18 protein-coding genes are annotated in these 20585 nt (G+C 70.6%); 3 read left to right on the top strand and 15 right to left on the bottom strand.

Annotation, left to right across the window (positions count from 1 at the left end; translation table 11 throughout):
* Positions 1-6 precede the first annotated feature (6 nt).
* Positions 7-906, top strand: a complete 900-nt coding sequence (locus tag M3M55_RS14370) for a PHP domain-containing protein (RefSeq protein WP_249010188.1) — start codon at positions 7-9, stop codon at positions 904-906.
* Between the two features lie 28 nt (positions 907-934).
* On the opposite strand, the gene sigH is transcribed toward M3M55_RS14370, so the two are convergent.
* The 11 genes from sigH to M3M55_RS14425 form a co-directional block, all read right to left on the bottom strand.
* On the bottom strand, positions 935-1585 hold the full coding sequence (gene sigH / locus M3M55_RS14375; RefSeq protein WP_249010189.1) for an RNA polymerase sporulation sigma factor SigH: 651 nt from the start codon (positions 1583-1585) through the stop codon (positions 935-937).
* A 325-nt stretch (positions 1586-1910) separates the two neighbouring features.
* A complete protein-coding gene (gene rlmB / locus M3M55_RS14380; protein ID WP_249010190.1) occupies positions 1911-2597 on the bottom strand; it encodes a 23S rRNA (guanosine(2251)-2'-O)-methyltransferase RlmB in 687 nt (228 codons plus the stop codon).
* Complete coding sequence (gene cysS / locus M3M55_RS14385; RefSeq protein WP_249010191.1) at positions 2594-3946, bottom strand: cysteine--tRNA ligase; 1353 nt, start codon at positions 3944-3946, stop codon at positions 2594-2596. Before cysS ends, rlmB begins: the two co-directional genes overlap by 4 nt.
* A 22-nt stretch (positions 3947-3968) precedes the next feature.
* Positions 3969-4451, bottom strand: a complete 483-nt coding sequence (gene ispF / locus M3M55_RS14390) for a 2-C-methyl-D-erythritol 2,4-cyclodiphosphate synthase (RefSeq protein WP_249010192.1) — start codon at positions 4449-4451, stop codon at positions 3969-3971.
* Entirely contained in the window at positions 4448-5242 is a 795-nt protein-coding gene (ispD, locus tag M3M55_RS14395) for a 2-C-methyl-D-erythritol 4-phosphate cytidylyltransferase (protein WP_249010193.1), read from the bottom strand. Before ispD ends, ispF begins: the two co-directional genes overlap by 4 nt.
* 23 nt (positions 5243-5265) lie before the next feature.
* Entirely contained in the window at positions 5266-5922 is a 657-nt protein-coding gene (locus M3M55_RS14400) for a CarD family transcriptional regulator (protein WP_249010194.1), read from the bottom strand.
* A 31-nt stretch (positions 5923-5953) separates the two neighbouring features.
* Positions 5954-7069 carry a DNA integrity scanning diadenylate cyclase DisA gene (gene disA, locus M3M55_RS14405; RefSeq protein WP_249010195.1) on the bottom strand — a complete coding sequence of 372 codons (1116 nt, stop codon included), beginning with the start codon at positions 7067-7069 and terminating at the stop codon, positions 5954-5956.
* Between the two features lie 62 nt (positions 7070-7131).
* Positions 7132-8505, bottom strand: coding sequence for a DNA repair protein RadA (radA, locus tag M3M55_RS14410; RefSeq protein WP_249010196.1), 1374 nt, complete (start codon positions 8503-8505; stop codon positions 7132-7134).
* Positions 8506-8536: 31 nt separating this feature from the next.
* Positions 8537-9730, bottom strand: coding sequence for an acyltransferase (locus M3M55_RS14415; protein WP_249010197.1), 1194 nt, complete (start codon positions 9728-9730; stop codon positions 8537-8539).
* Positions 9720-10988 (bottom strand): acyltransferase, encoded by a 1269-nt coding sequence (locus M3M55_RS14420; protein ID WP_249010198.1) that lies wholly within the window; start codon positions 10986-10988, stop codon positions 9720-9722. The genes M3M55_RS14415 and M3M55_RS14420 overlap by 11 nt, the downstream gene beginning before the upstream one ends.
* A 59-nt stretch (positions 10989-11047) precedes the next feature.
* Positions 11048-12757, bottom strand: a complete 1710-nt coding sequence (locus tag M3M55_RS14425) for a hypothetical protein (protein ID WP_249010199.1) — start codon at positions 12755-12757, stop codon at positions 11048-11050.
* 119 nt (positions 12758-12876) lie between these two features.
* Between M3M55_RS14425 and M3M55_RS14430 the strand changes: the two genes are divergently transcribed.
* Positions 12877-13272 (top strand): VOC family protein, encoded by a 396-nt coding sequence (locus M3M55_RS14430; protein WP_249010200.1) that lies wholly within the window; start codon positions 12877-12879, stop codon positions 13270-13272.
* A gap of 104 nt (positions 13273-13376) precedes the next feature.
* Here M3M55_RS14430 and M3M55_RS14435 read toward each other — a convergent pair whose 3' ends face one another.
* From M3M55_RS14435 to M3M55_RS14450, 4 genes are all read right to left on the bottom strand, one after another.
* Complete coding sequence (locus tag M3M55_RS14435; RefSeq protein ID WP_249010201.1) at positions 13377-15968, bottom strand: ATP-dependent Clp protease ATP-binding subunit; 2592 nt, start codon at positions 15966-15968, stop codon at positions 13377-13379.
* Positions 15969-16259: 291 nt separating this feature from the next.
* Positions 16260-17753 (bottom strand): lysine--tRNA ligase, encoded by a 1494-nt coding sequence (lysS, locus tag M3M55_RS14440; protein ID WP_249010202.1) that lies wholly within the window; start codon positions 17751-17753, stop codon positions 16260-16262.
* A 10-nt stretch (positions 17754-17763) separates the two neighbouring features.
* Positions 17764-18237 carry a transcription elongation factor GreA gene (gene greA, locus M3M55_RS14445; protein ID WP_249010203.1) on the bottom strand — a complete coding sequence of 158 codons (474 nt, stop codon included), beginning with the start codon at positions 18235-18237 and terminating at the stop codon, positions 17764-17766.
* A 39-nt stretch (positions 18238-18276) separates the two neighbouring features.
* Positions 18277-19269, bottom strand: coding sequence for a tRNA-dihydrouridine synthase (locus M3M55_RS14450; protein WP_249010204.1), 993 nt, complete (start codon positions 19267-19269; stop codon positions 18277-18279).
* Positions 19270-19291: 22 nt separating this feature from the next.
* Here M3M55_RS14450 and M3M55_RS14455 point away from each other — a divergent pair, with 22 nt between their 5' ends.
* The gene (locus tag M3M55_RS14455; protein ID WP_249010205.1) at positions 19292-20422 is read left to right on the top strand and encodes an amidohydrolase family protein; all 1131 of its coding nucleotides are present in this window, start codon (positions 19292-19294) and stop codon (positions 20420-20422) included.
* Positions 20423-20585: the final 163 nt, after the last annotated feature.

The following is a 20585-nucleotide window of genomic DNA, read 5'->3' on the forward strand; positions in this document are numbered from 1 at the left end:
GCCTGGATGGCCGCCAGCCCCGACCATGCGACCGCGCCGACCTTCGATCTCCAGAGCCACTCACTCCACTCGGACGGCACCCTCGCGCCCGCGGAGGTTGTGGCCGCGGCTGCCCGCGCGGGCGTGGTGCTGTTAGCCCTCACCGATCATGACAGCGTCGATGGCGTCGCCGAGGCGCAGACGGCTGCCGCCGCGTACGGCGTCACCCTCGTTTCCGCGGCCGAGATCTCGGTGCTAGACGCGAGCGGAAGCGACCTGCACCTGCTCGGCTACCGGGTCGACGTCAGTGACCCGGCCCTCACCGCCGCCCTGGCGCGCTCACGCGAGGCACGCGAGCAACGGGCCGAGCTGATCGTCGGCCGTCTCGAGGAGCTCGGCTGGCACGTCGACCGAACCTTTCTGGCCGCCCACGTCGACGCCGGAACGACCGTCGGGCGCCCCCACCTCGCCGAGGCGGTGCTACGGGCGCCCGCCAACGCACCCCGTCTCGCCGCCGAAGGGCTCCCCGACGCGACGGCATTCCTCGTCGCCTATCTGATCGAGGGCCGTCCGGCGTTCCTCCCGCGGGAGGCGCCGACGGTCGCGGAGGCGATCGCGCTGATCCACGGGGCCGGGGGGCTCGCCGTCTGGGCGCATCCGTTCTGGGACCTCAGTGCCGACCCCGACGTCTGCGCCACCCTGGAGCGCTTCTGCGCCGAAGGCCTCGACGGGGTCGAGGCCTTCTACATCACCCACACCGCCGAGCAGACGGCGCTGCTCGTTTCCCAGGCCGCCGGGCTGGGCCTGCTGACGACCGGCTCGGCGGACTTCCACGGTCCCGGTCACCGCCTCTTTCACCGCTTCCGCGCCTTCTCCACCCACGGGCTCCCAGTCAACCTCGGTCCGATCGCCGAGCCACTGAGCTGATCGCGGCCGTTCAGGCCACCGCGACCGGTCAGGCGGCAATCGCCCGCGAGGCGATGTGCAGGCCGATCTTGCGCTTGACCCGCTGGAGGGCGTTGTCCACGGTCTTGCAGTCACAGCCGAGCCGACGGCCGACCTCCTCATAGGAGTGCCCGTCGAGGTAGAGGGTGAGCACCCGCGACTCCAGAGCCGACAGGGACGTGGAGATACAGGCAACGAGCGCACGCAGTTCCTCGGAGGAGATCACCTGGTTGATCGGATCGTGCACCGGTGACCCGGGCAGCATCTCATCGAGGGTGGGGTCGGCGTCGGAGGCCGAGCCGGCCGGGGTCGAGGAGAACGACACGTATTGGTTCAGCGGCGTGTGCTTGTTGCGCGTCGCGGTCTTCACCGCGGTGATGATCTGGCGGGTGATGCAGAGCTCGGCGAAGTTCCGGAAGCTCGATTCACGGTCGGTCCGGTAGTCCCGGATCGCCTTGTAGAGGCCGACGAGCCCCTCCTGGATGAGATCGTCGGAGTCGCCGCCGGCGAGGAAGTAGGAGGAGGCCTTGAGTCGGACGAAGCCGTAGTAGCGACGCACAAGACGGTCATAGGCGTCGGCGTTGCCCCGCTTGGCCAGGGCGATGAGATACCCATCATCGACCTGAAGTTGAGAGTGAGGGTTGGTTGAAAATCGAGCCACGACGTTCCCCTTTGATCCGCACGACAACCTGCCGCGCGGTCCGGAATCGATTGCGTGGCGCGTCACCTCCCCTGGCGCCGCACCTATTGAATTGACATCACAAGCGAGGCTGGCCCTCCCAGGCTCACCACCTCACGAACTCCGCCCTCAAGCTTGAGTTCAACCTTATGACGGGCGCCAGCCTGACACAGGCGCAGACCTATGTCAACCGCAAACTGCAGGATCTTTCCCAGGACGAGGAGAACCGTTGCTGTTGCTGAGACTGAGGGTTCGTAAGAGCTCCGGACTCGACCTGAGATCGAGGGTTGTCGGCTCCTGCCCTGGGTCAGCGCGCCGCCGCGTAGAGGAGCACCGCGGCGGCGGCTCCGACGCTGAGCGATTCAATCTTCCCCCGCAGCGGCAGGGAGACGAGCGCGTCACAGCCCGCGGCGACGCGCGGGCGCAGCCCACGCCCCTCCGACCCAAGCACAAGCACCACCCCGCCGCTGAAATCGACCTGGCGGTAATCCAGCGCGGCGTCACCATCGGCGCCGTAGCACCACAGGCCCGCCCGTTTGGCTTCTCCGAGGAAATCGGCGAGGTTGCGCACGCGGGCGACTGGGAGGTGCTCGACGGCGCCGGCGGAGGCCTTGCAGACCGCCGGAGTGACCTCGGCCGCGCGCCGTTCGCAGATGATCAGACCGGCCGCCCCGGCGCACTCGGCACTGCGGATGATCGAGCCGAGGTTCTGAGGGTCCTGAACCTCGTCGAGGGCGATCAGCAGAGGCTCGGGGGAGCCGGTGAGCAGCGCTGTGGCATCGGCGTAGGTGAAGGGCTCAACCTCCGCGCAGATCCCCTGGTGGCCCTCTGAGCCACAGCGAGCGAGGATCTGCTCGGCGCTCGCCTCCGCCAGCGGAACGCCGGGGTCGGCCAGCCAGGACTCCCGGGCTGCCCCCCGGGTCACCCACACGGCGCTGACCTGGCGCGGGCCGCGCAACGCCTCATGCACCGCGTTGCGGCCGTAGACGATCATGTCAGCGGAGCCACATGGGGACCGTCGGCACCGTCACGGATCTCCCAGCCGAGGGCGCGCGCCGCGGCCCGGAGCCGGTCCGCCTCTGCCCAGTCCCGCTGCGTCCGTGCCTGCTCACGGGCGGCGACGATCTCGTCCACCGCCGAAGGGAGGACGGCCGGCTCGGTGACGAGCAGGTTCTCGAGGCCGAGGAGCCCGAGCATCTCAGTGAGATCGTCACTTCCGACCGGCCCGTCGGATCGGTTGGCTTCCCGCACCCACTCCCAGATCATCGCGAGCGCACCGGGGGTGTTGAAGTCATCGGCGAGGGCGGCGAGGAAGCGGTCGCGCAGCGGGCCAGACCAGTCCGGTGAGGGACCGGAGTGCAGGCGCCGGCCGGCCTCCCGGAGCCGGCGGACGTTCTCCCGCGCCTCCGCCATCAGCGCATCGCTCCACTCGACCGGCTGGCGGTAGTGGCGGGCGACGAAGTAGAGGATGAGCGCATCCCGGCCGTGGGCGGCGACCGCCTCGTGCAGCAGGAACGTGTTCGCCAGCGACTTGGACATCTTCTCCGCCGCGGTGCGGACCATGCCGACGTGGACCCACAGCCGGGCGAGGTCGCCGCCGTGGGCGGCGCCGCTCTGGGCTGCCTCATTCTCGTGGTGGGGGAAGATGAGGTCAGAGCCGCCCCCGTGGATCTCAAAGCCCATCCCGAGCAGCGACTCGGCCATCGCCGAGCACTCGATGTGCCAGCCCGGACGGCCGCGTCCCCACGGCGCGTCCCAGGCGGTGTCCTCCCCCACCTTGGTCGCCTTCCACAGGGCAAAGTCGGCGGGCTCCCGCTTGCGGGCGACACCTTCACCCCCCTCGCCCTGATCCATGTCCTCGAGCCGGCGGTGCGACAGTTCACCGTAGCGGGGGTAGGAGCCGACCGAGAAGTACACGTCCCCGTCCGCGACGTAGGCGTGGCCGCCGTCGATCAGGGTGGTGATGAGTTCGATGATCTCCCCCATCGCGCCGGTCGCCGTCGGCTCGTGGTCGGGGCGGCCGAGCCCGAGCGCGTCGGTGTCGGCGACATAGGCGGCGCTCATCTCCTCGGCGAGGCGCGCGGACGGGATGTTCGCCGCGCGTGCCGCCGCGTAGATCTTGTCGTTGATGTCGGTGAGGTTCGAGACGAGCGTCACCGTATAGCCCTGATGGGAGAGGAACCGCTTGAGCAGGGAGAAGACGACGTAGTGGCGGGCGTTGCCGACGTGTGCGCGGCCGTAGACGGTGGGACCGCAGGTGTAGATTCCGACCCGCGACGGATCGCGGGGCACAAGCGGCGTCTTGGCACCGAGACGGGTGTCATGCAGGGCAAGCTCAGGCACCGCGAGAACGGTAGCGTCCGCCTTACCCCGGGCGCTCGACGGTGGCGATCGCGAGCGTCGCCGCCCCCTCCCCGCGCCCGATGAACCCCATCCCCTCCCCGCGGGTCGCCTTGACGTTGACGTCGCCGACGCCGACGCCGAGGCCGTCCGCGATCCGCTCGCGCATCGCCGCCTTGTACGCAGCCAGCTTCGGCGCCTCAAGGACGACAGTCGAGTCCACGTGGAGGATGCGCACCCCCTCGCGTTCGAGCAGCGTCCGGGTGGCGGTGAGGAGGTCCATCGAATCAGCCCCCGCATAGGCAGGGTCGGTGTCGGGAAAGTGCTCGCCGATGTCCCCGAGCCCGGCCGCTCCGAGCAGCGCGTCGATCACCGCGTGGATGAGGACGTCGGCGTCGGAGTGGCCGAGCAAACCACGGTCGGAGGGGATCACCACCCCGCCGATCACGAGCGGCCGCCCGTCGCAGAAGCGGTGGCAGTCATAACCGATACCGGTGCGGACGCTCATCGGCCCGTCCGTCCCGCCACCGACGTCCCCGCCACCGACGTCCGCGCATCAGCCGTCCCGGCCACCGCGTTCCCCCGCCCCCCCGCGTCCGCGCCTGTCCTCCCCACGTCCGCCGCGGCGCCGGCCCGGGCAGCGAGCCGTGCCTCCGCGAGCATCAGGTCAGCCGGGACGGTGATCTTGATGTTCTCCGGATCCCCCTTCACGACGTGGACGGTGCCACCGGCCGCCTCGATCAGCCCGGCGTCGTCGGTCGCCGCGGCGAGCCCCTCCGGGCCGGCGGCGGCGAGCGCCGCCGCGAGCGCCGCCCGCCCGAACACCTGCGGGGTCTGGACCGCCCACAGCTCGACGCGCGGCAGGGTCGCGGTGACCCGGGTCTCGCCCACCGGCACGCGCTTGATCGTGTCGGTGACCGGGAGGGCGGCGATGACGGCGTCTGCGCCCGTCTGGGCCCAGGCGACGAGGACGGAGGTGATGAGGGCGGGGGTGAGCAGCGGCCGAGCGGCGTCGTGGACGATCACCGGATCACCGGGAGGAGCGGCGGCGAGCGCGGCGGCGACCGACGCCGACCGGGCCACCCCGCCGGGAACGGCGGTCACCCCCGGCGGCAGCCGACAGGCCTCGACGTGGTCGGCGGGGAGGGCGAGCACGATCGCCGACACCTCCGGGCAGGCGCTCAGCGCCGCCACCGACCACTCCCACATCGGCCGGCCGGCGACGGGCACGAGCGCCTTGGGCCCACCGGCCCCGAGGCGCTCGCCGCTGCCGGCGGCGACGACGAGCGCGACCGCCATGCGTCCAGGCCTGCGTGGCGGGGTCAGTCGGCCGCGACGGCGATGCCGTCGTTGGCGGCGGCACCGTCTCGGATGATCGCCGCGAGGTGGGCGTCGATCTCCTCCTCATCCATCTCCAAGGCGTACATCATCTCCGACCCGAGGATCTTCTTCGCCCGGCTGTAGAGCTGCTTCTCCCCGGTCGAGAGGCCCTTGTGCGCGTCCCGGACCCCGAGGTTGCGGACGACCTCGGCGAGGTCATAGATGTCGCCGGTCTTGAGCTTGTCGCGGTTGAACTTGAACCGGCGGTTCCAGTTGCCCGGCATCGTCGTGCACGGATCCTGCAGCACGGCGATCACCTTCTGGCAGGTCTCCGCGTCGACGACCCGGCGCAGGCCGGCGACCGCCGCGTTGGCGGTCGGCACCATCACGGTCATGTCGTTGTGGAGGATCTTGATCGTCAGGTACTCGCGAATCTCCCCGAGGATGTTCTTGTCCTCCTTCTTGATCACCTGCCCGGCGCCGTGGTGGGGGTAGACGACGCTGTCGCCGACCTCGAAGACGAGCGGTTCGAGCACGACGACGGACTCCAGCACCGCCAGCGCGGCCTCCGGGTCCAGTTCGGGGTCGAGCTCGTCATCGAACTCAGCCGGATCGGCGTCCGGCGCGGCGGGGGGAATGGAAATGGTGTCCTCCTTCATCGAAAGTGGTGGCGAGGCCTGGCCCGGCCCGTCAGGTCTGCAGGTAACGGTCGACGAGGTTGATCTCCTGCTGGCGGCGCAGCCCCTCGCGAATGTCCTTGGCACGGATCTCACCGACCCCGTCGACGGTCTCCAACTCCCCGTCCGTGGCGGCGAGCAACTCCTCGAGCCCGCCGAAGGCGTCGATGATCCGCTTGATCACCATCTTGGGCAGGCGCGGGATCCGCCCGAGGATGCGGATGCCGCGCGGGGAGATCGGATAGTCGAGGCTGTTGAGCTTGCGGTCGAAGCCAAGCAGTTCGGCGAGGCGACCGAAGTCGAGCAGGTCCTGGTGGGGCAGGCGCACGAGCATCTCGAACGCGCCGGCGAAGGTCTCGTCGCTGTCCTCGAGGATGTAGTCGTGCACGAGCGCGGTCTTCTCCGCGGAGACGCCGACCATCGTCTCATCGAGCTGCATTTCAATGAGCCGGCCCTCCGTGCCGAGCTCGACGATGTAGCGCTCGATCTCCCCGGCCATCCGGGTGACGAGCTCGGCGCGCTGGAGGACGGTGAGCACGTCATGGAGCGTCGCACCGCCCTCGAACTCGAGCGCGGTGAGACGGGTCGAGACCTGATCGAGCCGGGAACGGTACTTGTCGAGGGTGGCGAGCGCCTGGTTCGCCTTGGCGAGGACGACCGGAATGTCCTCGAGGATGTACTTGACCCCGTCCACGTACAGGGAGACGACGTGGCGACGCTCGGAGACGGCGACGACGATCGCGTCGGTCTGCTTGGAGACCCGTTCGGCGGTGCGGTGGCGGGTGCCCGTCTCAGAGGTGTGGATCGTCGGGTCGGGGGTGAGCTGGACGTTCGCCTGGGCGATCCGCGTCGCGTTGGTCGAGAGGACGATCGCTCCGTCCATCTTCGCCAGCTCATACATCTGGGCCGGCGAGTAGTCGAGGTCGAGCTTGAACCCGCCCGAGAACATGAACGCAAGCTCATCCGGATCGCCGATCACGATCAGGCCGCCGGTGTGGGCGTGGAGGATGTTGTCGATCCCCTCCCGCAGGGAGGTGCCGGGCGCGACCATCTCGAGCGCGCGGACCATCCGCGACTCCTGGCGCGCCTCCAACTCCGAGCTCAGCTCATCCCCGGTCCGTGGCGCCATCACTGAGACTTTACGCTGTCCCCGCCGATCCGGTAGGGTGGACGGGCAGACCGGCGGGATCCTCAGGCGGCGATCGGGTCGGCGCGATCTCCGCGCCCAAGCGCGGCCGCGACCGCGCCGCGCACCGTTGGCTGTCCGGACGGTTCGATCACCGCCGACAGACCGTAGCGGCGGGCCTCCGCGATCCGCCGGTCCGCGTGGGCGACGCTGCGCAACTCACCGGTCAGCCCAAGCTCGCCGAAGCAGGCGAGCGGGCGACCACCCGGCCCGGTGAGCGCAACCCCGCGGACGGCGGAGGCGACCGCGAGGGCGACGGCAAGGTCCGCGCCCGGCTCGTCGATCCGCACCCCGCCAACGACGTTGACGAACACGTCGGCGTGACCACAACCGATCCGGGCGTGTCGTCCGAGCACGGCGAGCACGACCGCGAGCCGGTTGCGGTCAAAGCCGGCGACAACCCGCCGGGGCTGCTCGAGCTCGCTCGCGGAGACGAGCGCCTGCACCTCGACGAGCAGCGGGCGAGTACCTTCCATCGCCGCGAGCACGACGCTGCCGGGGGCGCGGGTCGCCTCGGCGACGAACCGTGCGCTCGCGTCGAGCACCTCGACGAGACCGCTGTCACGCATCTCGAACACGCCCGCCTGGTTGGTCGAGCCAAACCGGTTCTTGGTCGCCCGCAGGGTCCGGTAGGTCCGCTCGCGCTCCCCTTCGAACTGGAGGACGCAGTCGACGAGATGTTCGAGCACTCGCGGGCCCGCGAGCGCCCCCTCCTTGGTGACGTGCCCGACGAGCAGCACGGCGATCCGGTGGGTCTTGGCGACGCGCATGATCGCGTCGGCGACCTCCCGGACCTGGGCGACGCTGCCGGCCGCGCTGGAGAGCTGATCGGAGACGATCGTCTGCACCGAGTCGATCACGCACACCTGCGGCCGCTCGGCCTCGAGCGTCGCGAGCACCGTCGTGAGGTCCGTCTCGGCGATCACGGGAAGCTCGAGCGCGCTCGGTCCGAGCCGTTGGGCGCGCAGGCGGATCTGGGCGGCCGACTCCTCCGCGGACACATACAGGGTCGTGAGCCCGTGGCTGCCGAGACGGGCAAGCGCCATCGTCGTCAACGTCGACTTGCCGATCCCCGGAGCCCCACCGATCAGTACGAGCGAACCGGGGACCAGCCCGCCGCCGAGGACGTTGTCGAGCTCTCCGATCCCGGTCACCAGCCGGCGGTGATCCTCGGCGGCGACCTCGGCCAAGCGGACCGGCGTGGCGGCCGGGCCGGCGGCTGACCGGCTCGCCGGCCCGGAGCGACCGCCCCGCACTGCGGTCGGCCGCACCTCCTCGACGAGCGTGTTCCACTCCCCACAGCCGCTACAGCGCCCGGTCCAGCGCGGGGTCTCATGGCCACAGGCCGAGCAGACGTGGACGGTGGCGGGACGGGGCATGCACGCCGGAGGCTACGCCCCGGCCCCGACGTCATCCCGACAGCACGGCAAGCCGGGCGAGCAGCGCGTCGGTGCCGGTGCCGACGCGCCGGGAGAGGTTGATCGTCGGATGCTCGACCAGGCGCCAGAGCAGGTCGGCCGCCAGCAGTGCGAGCGGCACGCTGAGCGCGGCGAGGAGGACCGTGTTGACCTTGCCGCCGAACGCGAAGGCGATCGAGATGACGATCGGCTGATGGATGAGATAGAGGCTGTAGGAGCGGTGGCCGAGCCAGCGGCTCACCCGCGAGGACATGAACGCGATCACGATCCGGTTGGAGAGGGCGAGCCAGACCGCGAGCACGGCGCCGAGCACGATCAGACGCTCGGGCCAGCCGACCGCCGAGCCGCCGTCCTCGTTGACGGTCCAGTAGCCGGCGGTGAGCGCGAGCAGACAGACGGGGATGAGTGCCGTGCTCAGCCACTGGCCGGGGCTGGTGCGGTGCCCGCGCGGCGCGACCCGCTCGGGCGGGAGGTGGACGGCCATCAGCGAGCCGATCACGAAGATCGGCAGGTAGCGGCCGGCCAGGGCGAAGAAGGTCCCCGACGGCGCAAAGTGCGAGGTCGACCACGCGCACGCGCACGCGATGATCAGCGCGAGGGGCCAGACCCGGCGGGTGAGCAGCGTCGCGAGGGCGATGAGCGGCAGCAGCATCGAGAAGATCACCTCCCAGCGCATCGACCACAGGACCGTCGTGTAGGCGTTGAGCGCGTTGGTGCCACTGAGCAGGGAGGCGGAGCGCAGACCGTTGCTGAACGTCTCCGGGACGGCGAACTCGTTGAGCCAGACGCCGGCGCCGGGCTGAGGGGCCCGGCCCGGGATGTGGTGGAGGACGGCGGCGAACAGGAGCGCGGCGAGCGCGGGCAGGTAGAGGCGGACGAGCCGACGCGGGTAGTAGGACAGCTTCAGCGCGGCGACCCCCCGGATCACGTAGGGGAGGGTGAGCACGTAGCCGCTGAGAACGAAGAAGATGAGGACCATCTCCGGCCCCGCCCAGATCAGGTGCAGCGGGGTCTGGACGATCCACCACCGCCCCGACCATTCCGGCCACTTCTCGATCCCGGGCGGGTTGTACCAGATCAGCGAGGCGTTGAAGACGTGGCTGAAGACGACGATCAGCGCCGCCCAGCCGCGGAGTCCGTCGAGGGCGCCGACGCGGCGCTGGGGGTCGGGCGACTCAGCTGACATGGCGGGCGAGAAGACGGACGTTGAGCGCGTCGAGGCGACGGTCACAGAGCACGGCGACCCGCCGGGAGAGGGTGATCGTCGGCGCCTCGACCCAGCGGTAGAGCAGGTCGGCGGCGATCAGGGCCGGGGGCAGGCTGAGGGCGGCGAGGGCGAACACGTTGATCTGTCCGTGAAAGGCGAAGGCGAGCGAGATGACGATCGGCTGATGGATGAGATACAGGCTGTAGGAGCGCCGTCCCAGCCACTGGCTGACCCGGGTCTGCAGCAGGGCGACCATCAACCGGTTCTCGAGACTCAACCAGACGGCGAGGCACGCGCCGGCGATCGTGCCCGCCTCCAGCCAGCCCGTCGTCGAGCCGAGGTCCTCGTTGACGGTCCAGTAGCCGATCGTGAGCAGGCCGACACAGAGCGCGATCGGGACGAGGGTGCTGAGGAGGGAGACCGCCCGTCGTCGCGCGGGCGGTGCCCCGGTCCGGACCGGGCCAGGGTCGGCCGCCGAGCGGCGCGGGGAGAGGTGGACGGCCATCAGCGAGCCGAGCAGGAAGATCGGGAGGAAGCGGACGCAGTTGGCGCCGAAGTCCCCGGTGTCGATCGACTGGCAGGTGAGGTAGAGACACAGCGCTCCGGCGAGCACGGCGAGCAGCGGCTGGCGGCGGGTCGCGAGCGCCGCCCCGATGAACACGGGGAGCAGGAGCGAGAAGATCACCTCCCAGCGCATCGACCACAGCACGGTCGTGAAGGCGGTGAGGGAGGCGGTCGGGCCGACGAGCACGGCGGTGCGAACCGCGTTGGGAACGGTCGCCGGGACGGCGAACGAGTTCAGCCAGATCGACGCGCCCGGCTGAGGCACCCGGGCGGGGAAGGCGTGCAGCACCGCGGCGAAGGCGATCGCCGCCCAGGCGGGCAGGTAGAGGCGGACGAGCCGCCGCGGGTAGTAGGAGAGCCGGAACCAGTCGGTGCCGCGCACCACGCCCGGGAGCGTGAGCACGTACCCGCTGAGGACGAAGAACACGATCACCATCTCCGGGCCCGCCCAGATCAGGTGCAGGGGGGTCTGGACGATCCACCACCGCCACGACCACAGCGGCCACTTGATGATGCCGGGTGGGTTGTACCAGGTGAGCGCCGAGTTGAACACGTGGTTGAAGACGACGAACAGGGCGGCCCAGCCGCGCAGTCCGTCGAGGGAACTGACCCGCCGCTGCGGGTCGATGCGGTCCCGGACCGCCGGGGTGGGATCGAGCGCCTGCGTCCTCACGTCAGGGGACCGAGCGTAGAGGATGGCCGCCTCGAACCCCGGGCGGGACGGGCTCGGGCTCATGGCGTCGGGGCGGGCGGAAACCGGCTGGCGATGTCGTACCCGTAGACGTAGACCTCCATCCCGGCGATGCGGGCGTGGGTGAGCGGCGGCCCGAGATCGGTGGCGGTGAGGCTCGTCATCCACGACGTGCCGGCTGGGCTGATCCCGCCCGTGTTGGGGACGGTCGGATCGACGATCAGCAGGCTGCGGACCTGCGATCGGGGCCGGTACCAGGCCGACAGCGCGATCCCCCAGGGACAGAGTCCGGTGGCCGTACCGACCGGGCAGGGACCGACCGCCCCGAGGCTGAGCCGGAACCGGGTCTCCCAGGTGAGCGCGACCGACGTCCAGTAGCTCCCGAACCCGATCTGGACGTGCTCGCGGGCGGCGTAGGCGGCGAGCCGGCGGGCGGCGGACGGGCCGGGCGCCAGTCCGGGCAGCGCGCCGGCGGTGGCGGGGAGCGCGAGCGCTCCGGCGGCGGCGAAGGCGCCGACACCGACGCTGAGGGCTCGCCGGCGCAGCGCCGCCCGGTCGGGCGCGGCGGTGACGAGCAGCGCCGGGATGGCGAGGTAGGGGGCGAGGAGGTAGCGGCCGCTGAGGTAGTCGACGGCGACGTTGGAGAGGAGGTAGGCGCCGAGCCCGAGCAGCAGCGCGAGCGCCCAGAAGGCGAGGTAGGCGAGCGCGGGCGCCGCACGGGGCCCGCGGCCGCGCAGCAGCGCGACCGTGTGGGCGAGCACGGTGAGCAGCGCGGCGACGAGGCCGGCGAGGATGAGGCCGCCGCGCACCAGGGTGAGGAGGCCATGTCCGTCGGGGGCGATCCCGAGGAAGTCCCCGCCGGCGATGTTGGTGAGGCCCTGAAGCACGAGCCCGGCGTCATGTCCGAGCTCGTTCATGGGCGTGAGGGTGAGCGGAAACGGACTGTGGACGAACCCGTGGGCGGCCATCACGACCGTGAGGAAGTGGGCGCCGAGCAGTGCGAGGCCACAGACGGCGGCGGCGAGCCCGAGCAGCTCGGCGGAGGCGCGCCCGGGGCGGGCGATCGCGAGGATCACCGCGGCGCCGAGGAACGGGGCGAGGCCGGAGATGAGAAAGAGCGGATCAGAGGCCTCGGGGAGGGCGCTGAGCAGTCCGAGGCCGATCGCGCCGAGCACGAGCCTCGGTTCCCGCCAGGGGGCGTCACGGCGGGCGGCGTAGACGAGGGCGGCCATCAGCAGGATCGCGTGGAGCTGAGGCAGGTCGTGGAAGTCCCAGCTGAAGAAGTACTGGCGGCCCATCTGCCCGAGACAGGCGACGGCGACGACGAGCAGCAGCGCCGAACGGCGTCCGAACCCGACGGCGGCGGCCCAGCCGAGCAGGGCGAGGTCGAGCGCGAGCCAGGCGACCGGGATCAGGCGCCACAGCTCGCGGTGGTCGGGGAGCCAGCCGACGACGGTCGCCCCGAGGATCTCCTCATACAGCGGGCGGTTGCCGATCACGACGCTGCCGAGCGGCGCGCCGACGTCGATCCGGTGGGCGACGACGGGAACGATGGCGACATCGGAGTTCGCGTAGGTGACCGCGAGGATCTCATGCAGGTGGACGACAAGCAGGATCCCGTAGAGGACCCCGACCCCGAGCAGCAGCCAACCGAGCGGACCCATACCCCGCCGGCCCGCCGCCCCGCCGTCCTCCGAGCCGGACCGGGCCCGGCGGCGCGCCGGGAACGGAACGAAGCTCGGGCGCACCATCACCGGCAATCTAGGGCCTCACGCCCGCCGGCGGCCGACGGCGGGGGAGAAATGCGTCCCCACGACACATTTCCCCCCCGCCGTTGCGCACGGACCCCGGGAAAGCGATCATCACCCCCATGCACGCCTCCGCCGCCGGACTGAACCGCATCAGCCTCGTCTGCCTGCCGACCCTCGAACAGGATGATGCGATCGCCTTCTATGAGGCGCTCGGGTTCCACAAGCGGACCGACACCCCCTTCGGCGGCGGGATGCGCTGGATCGAGATGGCGCTCCCGGGAGACGGGGCGGCGATCGCTCTCGCCCCGCCGCCCCCGGGCCGGAAGGTCGAGCCGGTCAACAGCGGCCTCACCCTCGAGTGCGTCGACGTCGACGCGACGCACGCGGCCCTGCTCGCACGCGGGGTCGACGTCGACGCAGAGGTCACCCGCATGGGCGACCCGATCTCCCCGATGTTCTGGTTCCGCGACCCGAGCGGGCACACCCTGCTCGTCGTCGAGGCCCCCGCGGCCTGACGCGCCGGACCGGCGGTGGCCGTCTCGCCCGGCGGAGGCGGGGCTGACGTGACGAGGGCGGCCCCAAGGCCGCCCTCGCGCTCAGTACTCGTGCGGACCGGGGTCTAGCCCTGGTCGTCGGCGGCCGGTGGCGCCGGAGGCTCGATCGCCTCGTGCGCGTCGGGCGCCTCACCCTCGGCGCCGACCCCGACCGGGGTCGGCTTGGGCGCCGTCTTGATCACTGAGAGGATCACCTCACGCTCCTCCGGATCGCCCTCCGGGGCCGGCTCGACGAGCACGGTCGACCCCTCCGGGACCTGGGAGCGGAGCACGAAGTCGGCGAGCGGATCCTCGATGTAGCGCTGAATCGCGCGGCGCAACGGCCGGGCGCCCATCGACGGATCCCAGCCCTTCTCCACGAGCAGGTCCTTGGCCTCCTCGGAGAGTTCGAGCTGCAACTCGCGTTCGGCCATCGAGTGGCGGATCCGCATCAGCAGCAGGTCGACGATCTCCTTGATCTCGGTCTTGGCGAGCTTGTGGAAGACGATCACGTCGTCAATCCGGTTGATGAACTCGGGCCGGAAGACGCGCTTGAGCTCGCCCATGATCCGGCTCTTCATCTCGTCGTAGGAGACGCCCGTCTCGTCCTCGATCGTCGAGAAGCCGATCTGGAAGTTCTTGGCGATCTCCGACGCGCCGATGTTCGACGTCATGATCACGATCGTGTGGCGGAAGTCGACCGTCCGCCCCTGGGCGTCGGTGAGACGCCCGTCCTCGAGGATCTGCAGGAGGATGTTGAACACGTCCGGGTGGGCCTTCTCGATCTCATCGAGCAGGAGCACGCTGTAGGGCTTGCGCCGCACCGCCTCTGTGAGCTGGCCACCCTCGTCGTAGCCGATGTAGCCGGGAGGGGAGCCCACGAGCCGGGAGACCGCGTGCTTCTCCATGTACTCGGACATGTCGATCCGGATCATCGTGTCCTCGTCCCCGAACAGGAACTCGGCGAGCGTCCGGGCGAGCTCGGTCTTGCCGACCCCGGAGGGGCCGAGGAAGATGAAGCTGCCGGTCGGCCGCTTCGGGTCCTTGAGGCCGGCCCGGCTGCGGCGGATCGCCTTGGAGATCACCTCGACGGCGGGCTGCTGTCCGATCACCCGCTTGTGAAGCTCCTCCTCCATCCGCATCAGCTTGGCCGTCTCCGCCTCGGTGAGCTTGAACACCGGGATGCCGGTCCACATGCTGACGATGTCGGCGATCTCCTCCTCACCGATGCTCGGACGCTCGGTCGACTCACCGGCCTCCCACTGCTCGGCCAGATCGCGCTTCTTCTGGGTGAGGCGCCGCTCCTGGTCACGCAGGTTGGCCGCCTTCTCGAACTCCTGAGCCTCGATCGCGGCCTCCTTGGCCCGGCGGGTCTCCTCGATCTCGTCCTCGAGCTCGCGGTAGACCGGCGGAGAGGTCATCGACTTGATCCGCATCCGGGAGGCGGCCTCATCGATGAGGTCGATCGCCTTGTCGGGCAGGAACCGGTCGGAGATGTAGCGGTCGGCGAGGTCGGCGGCCGCCGACAGCGCCTCGTCGGTGATGTTGACCTTGTGGTGCTGCTCGTAGCGGTCACGCAGGCCCTTGAGGATCTGCACCGCCTCCTCGACGCTCGGCTGGTCGACGATGATCTTCTGGAAGCGCCGTTCGAGCGCCGAGTCACGCTCCAGGTATTTGCGGAACTCCTCGAGCGTCGTCGCGCCGATCGTCTGCAGCTCCCCGCGGGCGAGGGCCGGCTTGAGGATCGAGGCGGCGTCAATCGCGCCCTCGGCGGCACCGGCGCCGACGAGGTTGTGCAGCTCGTCGATGAACAGGATGATGTCACCGCGCTGGGTGATCTCCTTCATCACCTTCTTGAGGCGCTCCTCAAACTCTCCGCGGTACTTGGACCCGGCGACGAGGGCGGCCAGATCCAGCGTGTAGATCTGCTTGCCCTTGAGCAGCTCGGGCACGTCGGCGGAGACGATCCGCTGAGCGAGGCCCTCGACGACGGCGGTCTTGCCGACCCCGGGCTCACCGACGAGCACCGGGTTGTTCTTCGTCCGGCGGCTGAGGATCTGCATGATCCGCTCGATCTCGGTTTCCCGCCCGACGACGGGGTCGAGCTTGCCGTCGGAGGCCAGCCGGGTGAGGTTGCGCCCGAACTGGTCAAGCAGCTTGGAGGACTTCTTGCCGTCACCGGGGGCGGCGGCGCCCGCGGCGGTGCCGGCCGCGCCGGCGGCGGTCCCGCGCTGGCGGCTGCCGGGGCCCGACAGCATCCGGATGACCTCATTGCGAATCTTCTCGGAGTCCGCATCGAAGTCGAGCAGGATCCGGGCGGCGACGCCCTCGTTCTCACGAACGAGACCGAGGAGGATGTGCTCGGTGCCGATGTAGTTGTGACCGAGGCTGAGCGCTTCACGCAGCGCGAGCTCGAGCACCTTCTTGGCCCGTGGGGTGAACGGGATCTGGCCGGAGGTGACTTCCTCACCGGAGCCGACGATCCGTACGACCTGAGCCCGGACGCGCTCGACGGTGATCTCGAGCGATTCGAGCACGCGGGCTGCCAGGCCCTCCTCCTCGCGGAGCAGGCCGAGCAGGATGTGCTCGGTGCCGATGTAATTGTGCTTGAGGGTGCGCGCCTCTTCCTGTGCCAGGACGACCACCTGACGGGCGCGCTCTGTGAATCGCTCGAACATGACTGTGGATCTCTCTGTTCGCCGGGGACTAGGGCAGGTCGGTCGATTGCTTGTCCGGATGGGTCGGCAGGTACCTGCCGGCCCCTAGTTTAGTGCGGTGCCTCTCCCCTACTTGTCGGCCGCGACGCGTGATCTGATAAGTCAGCGGTCCGTGAGAGGAGGCCATAGGCCAGTCTAACAATCTCCCCGACGCGAACGGGACGGTCCCCGGACCGCGGCAGGCCGGTACCGTCGCATGGAGGGTGCGGCGGCGGAGGCTCGCGCCCGTGGACGGTCGCGGCGCCTGGAGGGTCAGTCGCGCATCGCCGGGAACAGCACGACCTCACGGATCGAGTCGGCCCCGGAGAAGACCATCGCGAGCCGGTCGATCCCGATCCCGATTCCACCGGTCGGCGGCATGCCGTGCTCGAGTGCGACGACGAAGGCCTCATCGTGGGGCTGGGCCTCCTCATCCCCCTCGGCCTTGTAGCGCTCCTGCTCGAGGAACCGCGCGCGCTGGTCGTCGGGATCGTTGAGCTCGCTGAAGGCGTTGGCGATCTCCATCCCGTCGACGTAGGCCTCGAACCGCTCGACGAGCCCGGGCTCGCTGCGGTGGCGCTTGGCGAGCGGGGAGAGCTCGAGCGGGTAGTCGAGCAGCAGCGTCGGCTCGATCAGGGTCGGCTCGACCCGCTTGGAGAGCAGCTCGTCGGCGAGCTGGGGCCAGCTGTCGGTCGGCTTGGGTTCGATCCCGATGCCCCGCATCGCCGCGGCGAGTGACGCTCGGTCAGGGTGGTCGGTGAGGACGATCCCGGTCCGGGCGGCGATCGCGCCGGCGAACGTCTCCCGACGCCAGGGGGCCGAGAAATCGTGCGGTCCGGTGTAGCCCACGGCGGCGGCGACGTGAGCGACGAGCGCCTCGAACCGTGCCGCGACAGCGAGATAGTCGGCGTTCGCCTCGTAGTACTCGATCGTCGTGAACTCCGGGTTGTGGGTGGTGTCGACCCCCTCGTTGCGGAACTGCTTGCCGATCTCATAGACCCGCTCGAGGCCGCCGACGATCAGCCGCTTGAGGTACAGCTCGGTGGCGATCCGCAGGTACAGGTCGCGCCCGAGGGCGTTGTGATGGGTGATGAACGGCCGCCCCATCCCGCCGCCGTAGAGGGGCTGAAGGATCGGCGTCTCCACCTCGATGAACCCGTGCTCGTCGAGGTAGCGCCGGATCGCGGCGATCATCCGCGCGCGGGTGATGAAGATCTCCCGGGCCCGCTCGTTGGCGATCAGGTCGAGCTCGCGCCGGCGGTAGCGGGTCTCCACGTCGGTGAGGCCGTGGTGCTTGTCCGGCGGTGGCCGTAACGACTTGGCGTTGAGCTGGAAGTCGCTGACCCGCAGCGACAGCTCGCCGCTGCGGGAGCAGAACGCCGTCCCCTCGACACCGATCAGGTCGCCGAGGTCAAGGCCGGTGAGAACGGCCATCCGCTCGGCTCCCAGCTCGTTGACGCGCGCCTGAAGCTGCAGCTTGCCGGAGCGGTCGGCGAGGTCGAAGAAGGCCATCTTGCCCTGGCCCCGGCGGGCGCTGATCCGCCCTGCGACCCGGTGCACGGCGGTCGTCTCCTCCCCCGGGCTGAGGTCGGCGTGGGCGGCGCGCACCGCCGCGACCGTCTCGGCGTCCGCGAAGGTGGGCGGGAACGGCTCGATCCCGGCAGCCCGAAGGCGCTCGAGCTTGGCCCGCCGGTCGGCGAGGACGTCTGAGAGGGCGCCGTCGGGCTCGGACTCGGCGCCGCCGCGGTTCGGAGGCTCCGGGGTCACGGCGGGGAGCCTAGGCGACTTCGATCTTCTGGATCGTCAGCTTCCGCTCGCCCTTGGGGGTCGAGACGGTCGCGACGTCACCCTTCTTGGCTCCCATCAGTGCCTTGCCGACGGGTGACTCGTTGGAGAGCTTGTGCTCGGCGGGCTTCGCCTCCGCGGAGCCGACGATGTGGTAGACGTGCTTGGCGCCGTCGGCGTCCTGCACATGCACCGTCGACCCGACGCGCACGATGTCGTTGTCGAGTTCGGAGGCGTCGACGACGGTGGCGGAACGCAGCCGCTCCTCCAGCTGGGCGATGCGCGCCTCGAGCATCGCCTGCTCGTTCTTGGCGTCGTCGTACTCGGCGTTCTCGGAGATGTCGCCGAAGTCGCGCGCCTCCTTGATCCGCGCCGCCACCTCACGACGGCGAACCGTCGACATGTGCTCGAGCTCCGCCTTGAGCGAGGCCAGACCTTCTGGGGTGAGAATGACGTCTTTGGCCATATCGAGCGGGGGAGTATAGCCGCGGGTGTCGGCGCCGGTTCAGGCCGGAACGGGGACGAGCACTGACCGGACGGCCGCGAGGTCCGGGGCCTGCTGCAGCGCGGACTGGAGGGTCTTCTGCTGCGCTCGGGTGCCGCCGAGCCGCTCGACATACCACGGGTAGAACTTGCGCAGATAGGCGTTCGCGCGTGACTCCCCGAGGTGCTCGACGGCCCGGTCGATCACCCAGTCGAGCTCGGCGACCACCTCAGCGCGGTCGGGCTCGAGACCGGCCGGGCGGGCGCCGGTGAGCTCCGCGAAGATCCACGGGTTGCCGAGCCCGCCACGGGCGATGAGGACGGCGGCGGCGCCGGTCTGCTCAAAGGCGCGGCGGGCGCCGCGGGCACTCCACAGCCCGCCCGACAGGAGCACCGGGACCGGGAGTTCCTCGACGAGCTGGGCAAACAGCGAGTAGTCGGGTGATCCCGAGTGGCGCTGGGAGGCGTGACGGGGGTGAATTGACAGGGCGGCGACGTACCCGGAGTCTGCGAGCGCCCGGGCCAGGCGGACCCCCTTGCCGTCCCCGGGGCGCAGGCCGGTACGAAGCTTGACGGTCACCGGCAGGCCGCTCCCCTCGGCGGCAGCCCGGGCAAGCGCGACGGCACGGTCGGGGTCGTCGAGCAGCGCCGCGCCCGCCCCGGTCTTGCACACCTTCGGTACCGGGCAGCCCATGTTGATGTCGATCAGCTGCGCGCCACGGCCGGCGACCGTCTCCGCCGCGGAGGCCATCACGTCGGGGTCGTGGCCGAACAGCTGCACGGCGACGGGCCCCTCCTCCGGATGGATGCGCAGCAGCTCGCGGCAGGTGCGCTCGTTCTGATGGTGCACCGCGAAGGAGGAGACCATCTCCGAGAACGCGAGCCCGGCCCCGTAGCGCTTGGCCTGCCAGCGCACGAACCAGTTGCCGATCCCCGCGAGCGGCGCGAGCAGCACGCGGTTGGGGACGGTGAGCGGCCCGAGCTGCCACGGGTCGGTGAGCGCGCCGGCGGACATGGCTTCATGGTAGGAATGAGCGATGGCGCTGACCGAACTGCTCGCGCGCTGGCGAGCGAGCATCCGCGAGCAGGTTCCCGGGCTGGAGATCTTCGACGCCCACACGCACGTGGGCTGCCATGACCCGGACGGCTTCACCCAGTCCTTCCGCGAGCTCGTCGACCGGCTCGCGAGCGCGGAGGCGTGCGGCTGCTTCGTCTTTCCCTTCCACGAACCCGACGGCTACCCGCACCCCAACGACACGGTCCGCGCCGAGGCGGAGGCCCACCGCTGTGAGCACCCGGACGGTCCGGCGATCGTCCCGTTCTGCCGGGTCAACCCGCGGGAGGGGGCCGTCGCCGAGGCACAACGCTCCCTCGACCTCGGCGCCCGCGGGATCAAACTGCACCCGCGCGCGGAGGCGTTCACCCTCGACCACCCGGCCGTCGCGGACCTGTTCGCCCTCGCGGCCGAGCGGACCGTGCCGATCCTCGTCCACTCCGGGCGCGGGATCGAGGCGCCCGGGGCCCACATCGTCCGGCTGGCGGAGCGCTACCCGGGCGCGCGGGTGATTCTCGCCCACGCCGGCGCGACCGACCTCTCCTGGTTGTGGCGGGCCGCTCCGGCGGTGCCGAACCTGCTGTTCGACTCGGCGTGGTGGATGCCCGCCGACCTCACCGCGCTTTTCTGCCTGATCCCGCCCGGGCAGATCCTGTTCGCCTCCGACGCCCCGTACGGCGATCCGCTTGTGACGGCGATCTGCCAGGCGCGGATCGCCCAGCAGGCCGGGCTGAGCGCCGACCAGATCCGGCTCATCTTCGCCGGCCAGTCCCGCGCGGTCGCCGCGGGCGCGCCGTTGATCTGCGCCGGCCCGGCGGTCGGCGAGCGCGAATCCGCACCCCACGTCCTCCTCAACCGGGTCGCCGAGTTCATCCAGATGGCGACGATGCTGTGGATCCGCGGCGGCGACGGAGCGGAGTCCCTCGCGCTCGCCCGCCAGGCCTGCCAGGTCCCCGAGGAGCACGACGACGCGCCGCTGTTCGCCGCGCTGCTCGACCTGCTCGACGCGCACACGGCGATGCACGGAGCCGATCCCGAGGACCGCCGCCACCTCAGCGTGTTGATGCTCGCGGGGGCGGTCGCGCGGACGCCTGCGGTTCCGCTGCCGGGGTGAGGGGGTCGCGCCGGGTGAGGGTGGTCGCGCCGGGGTGAGGGGGTCGCCGGTGGGTGAGGGGGTCGCGCCGGGGTGAGCGAGGGTGCCGTCACCCGGACGAGCGGCTGAGCAGCGCGCACACTGCCAACCGACGTGACATCACGGTCTCAGCGCTGTCACAACT

This window comes from Conexibacter sp. DBS9H8 (genome assembly GCF_023330685.1).
Lineage (GTDB): Bacteria > Actinomycetota > Thermoleophilia > Solirubrobacterales > Solirubrobacteraceae > Palsa-465.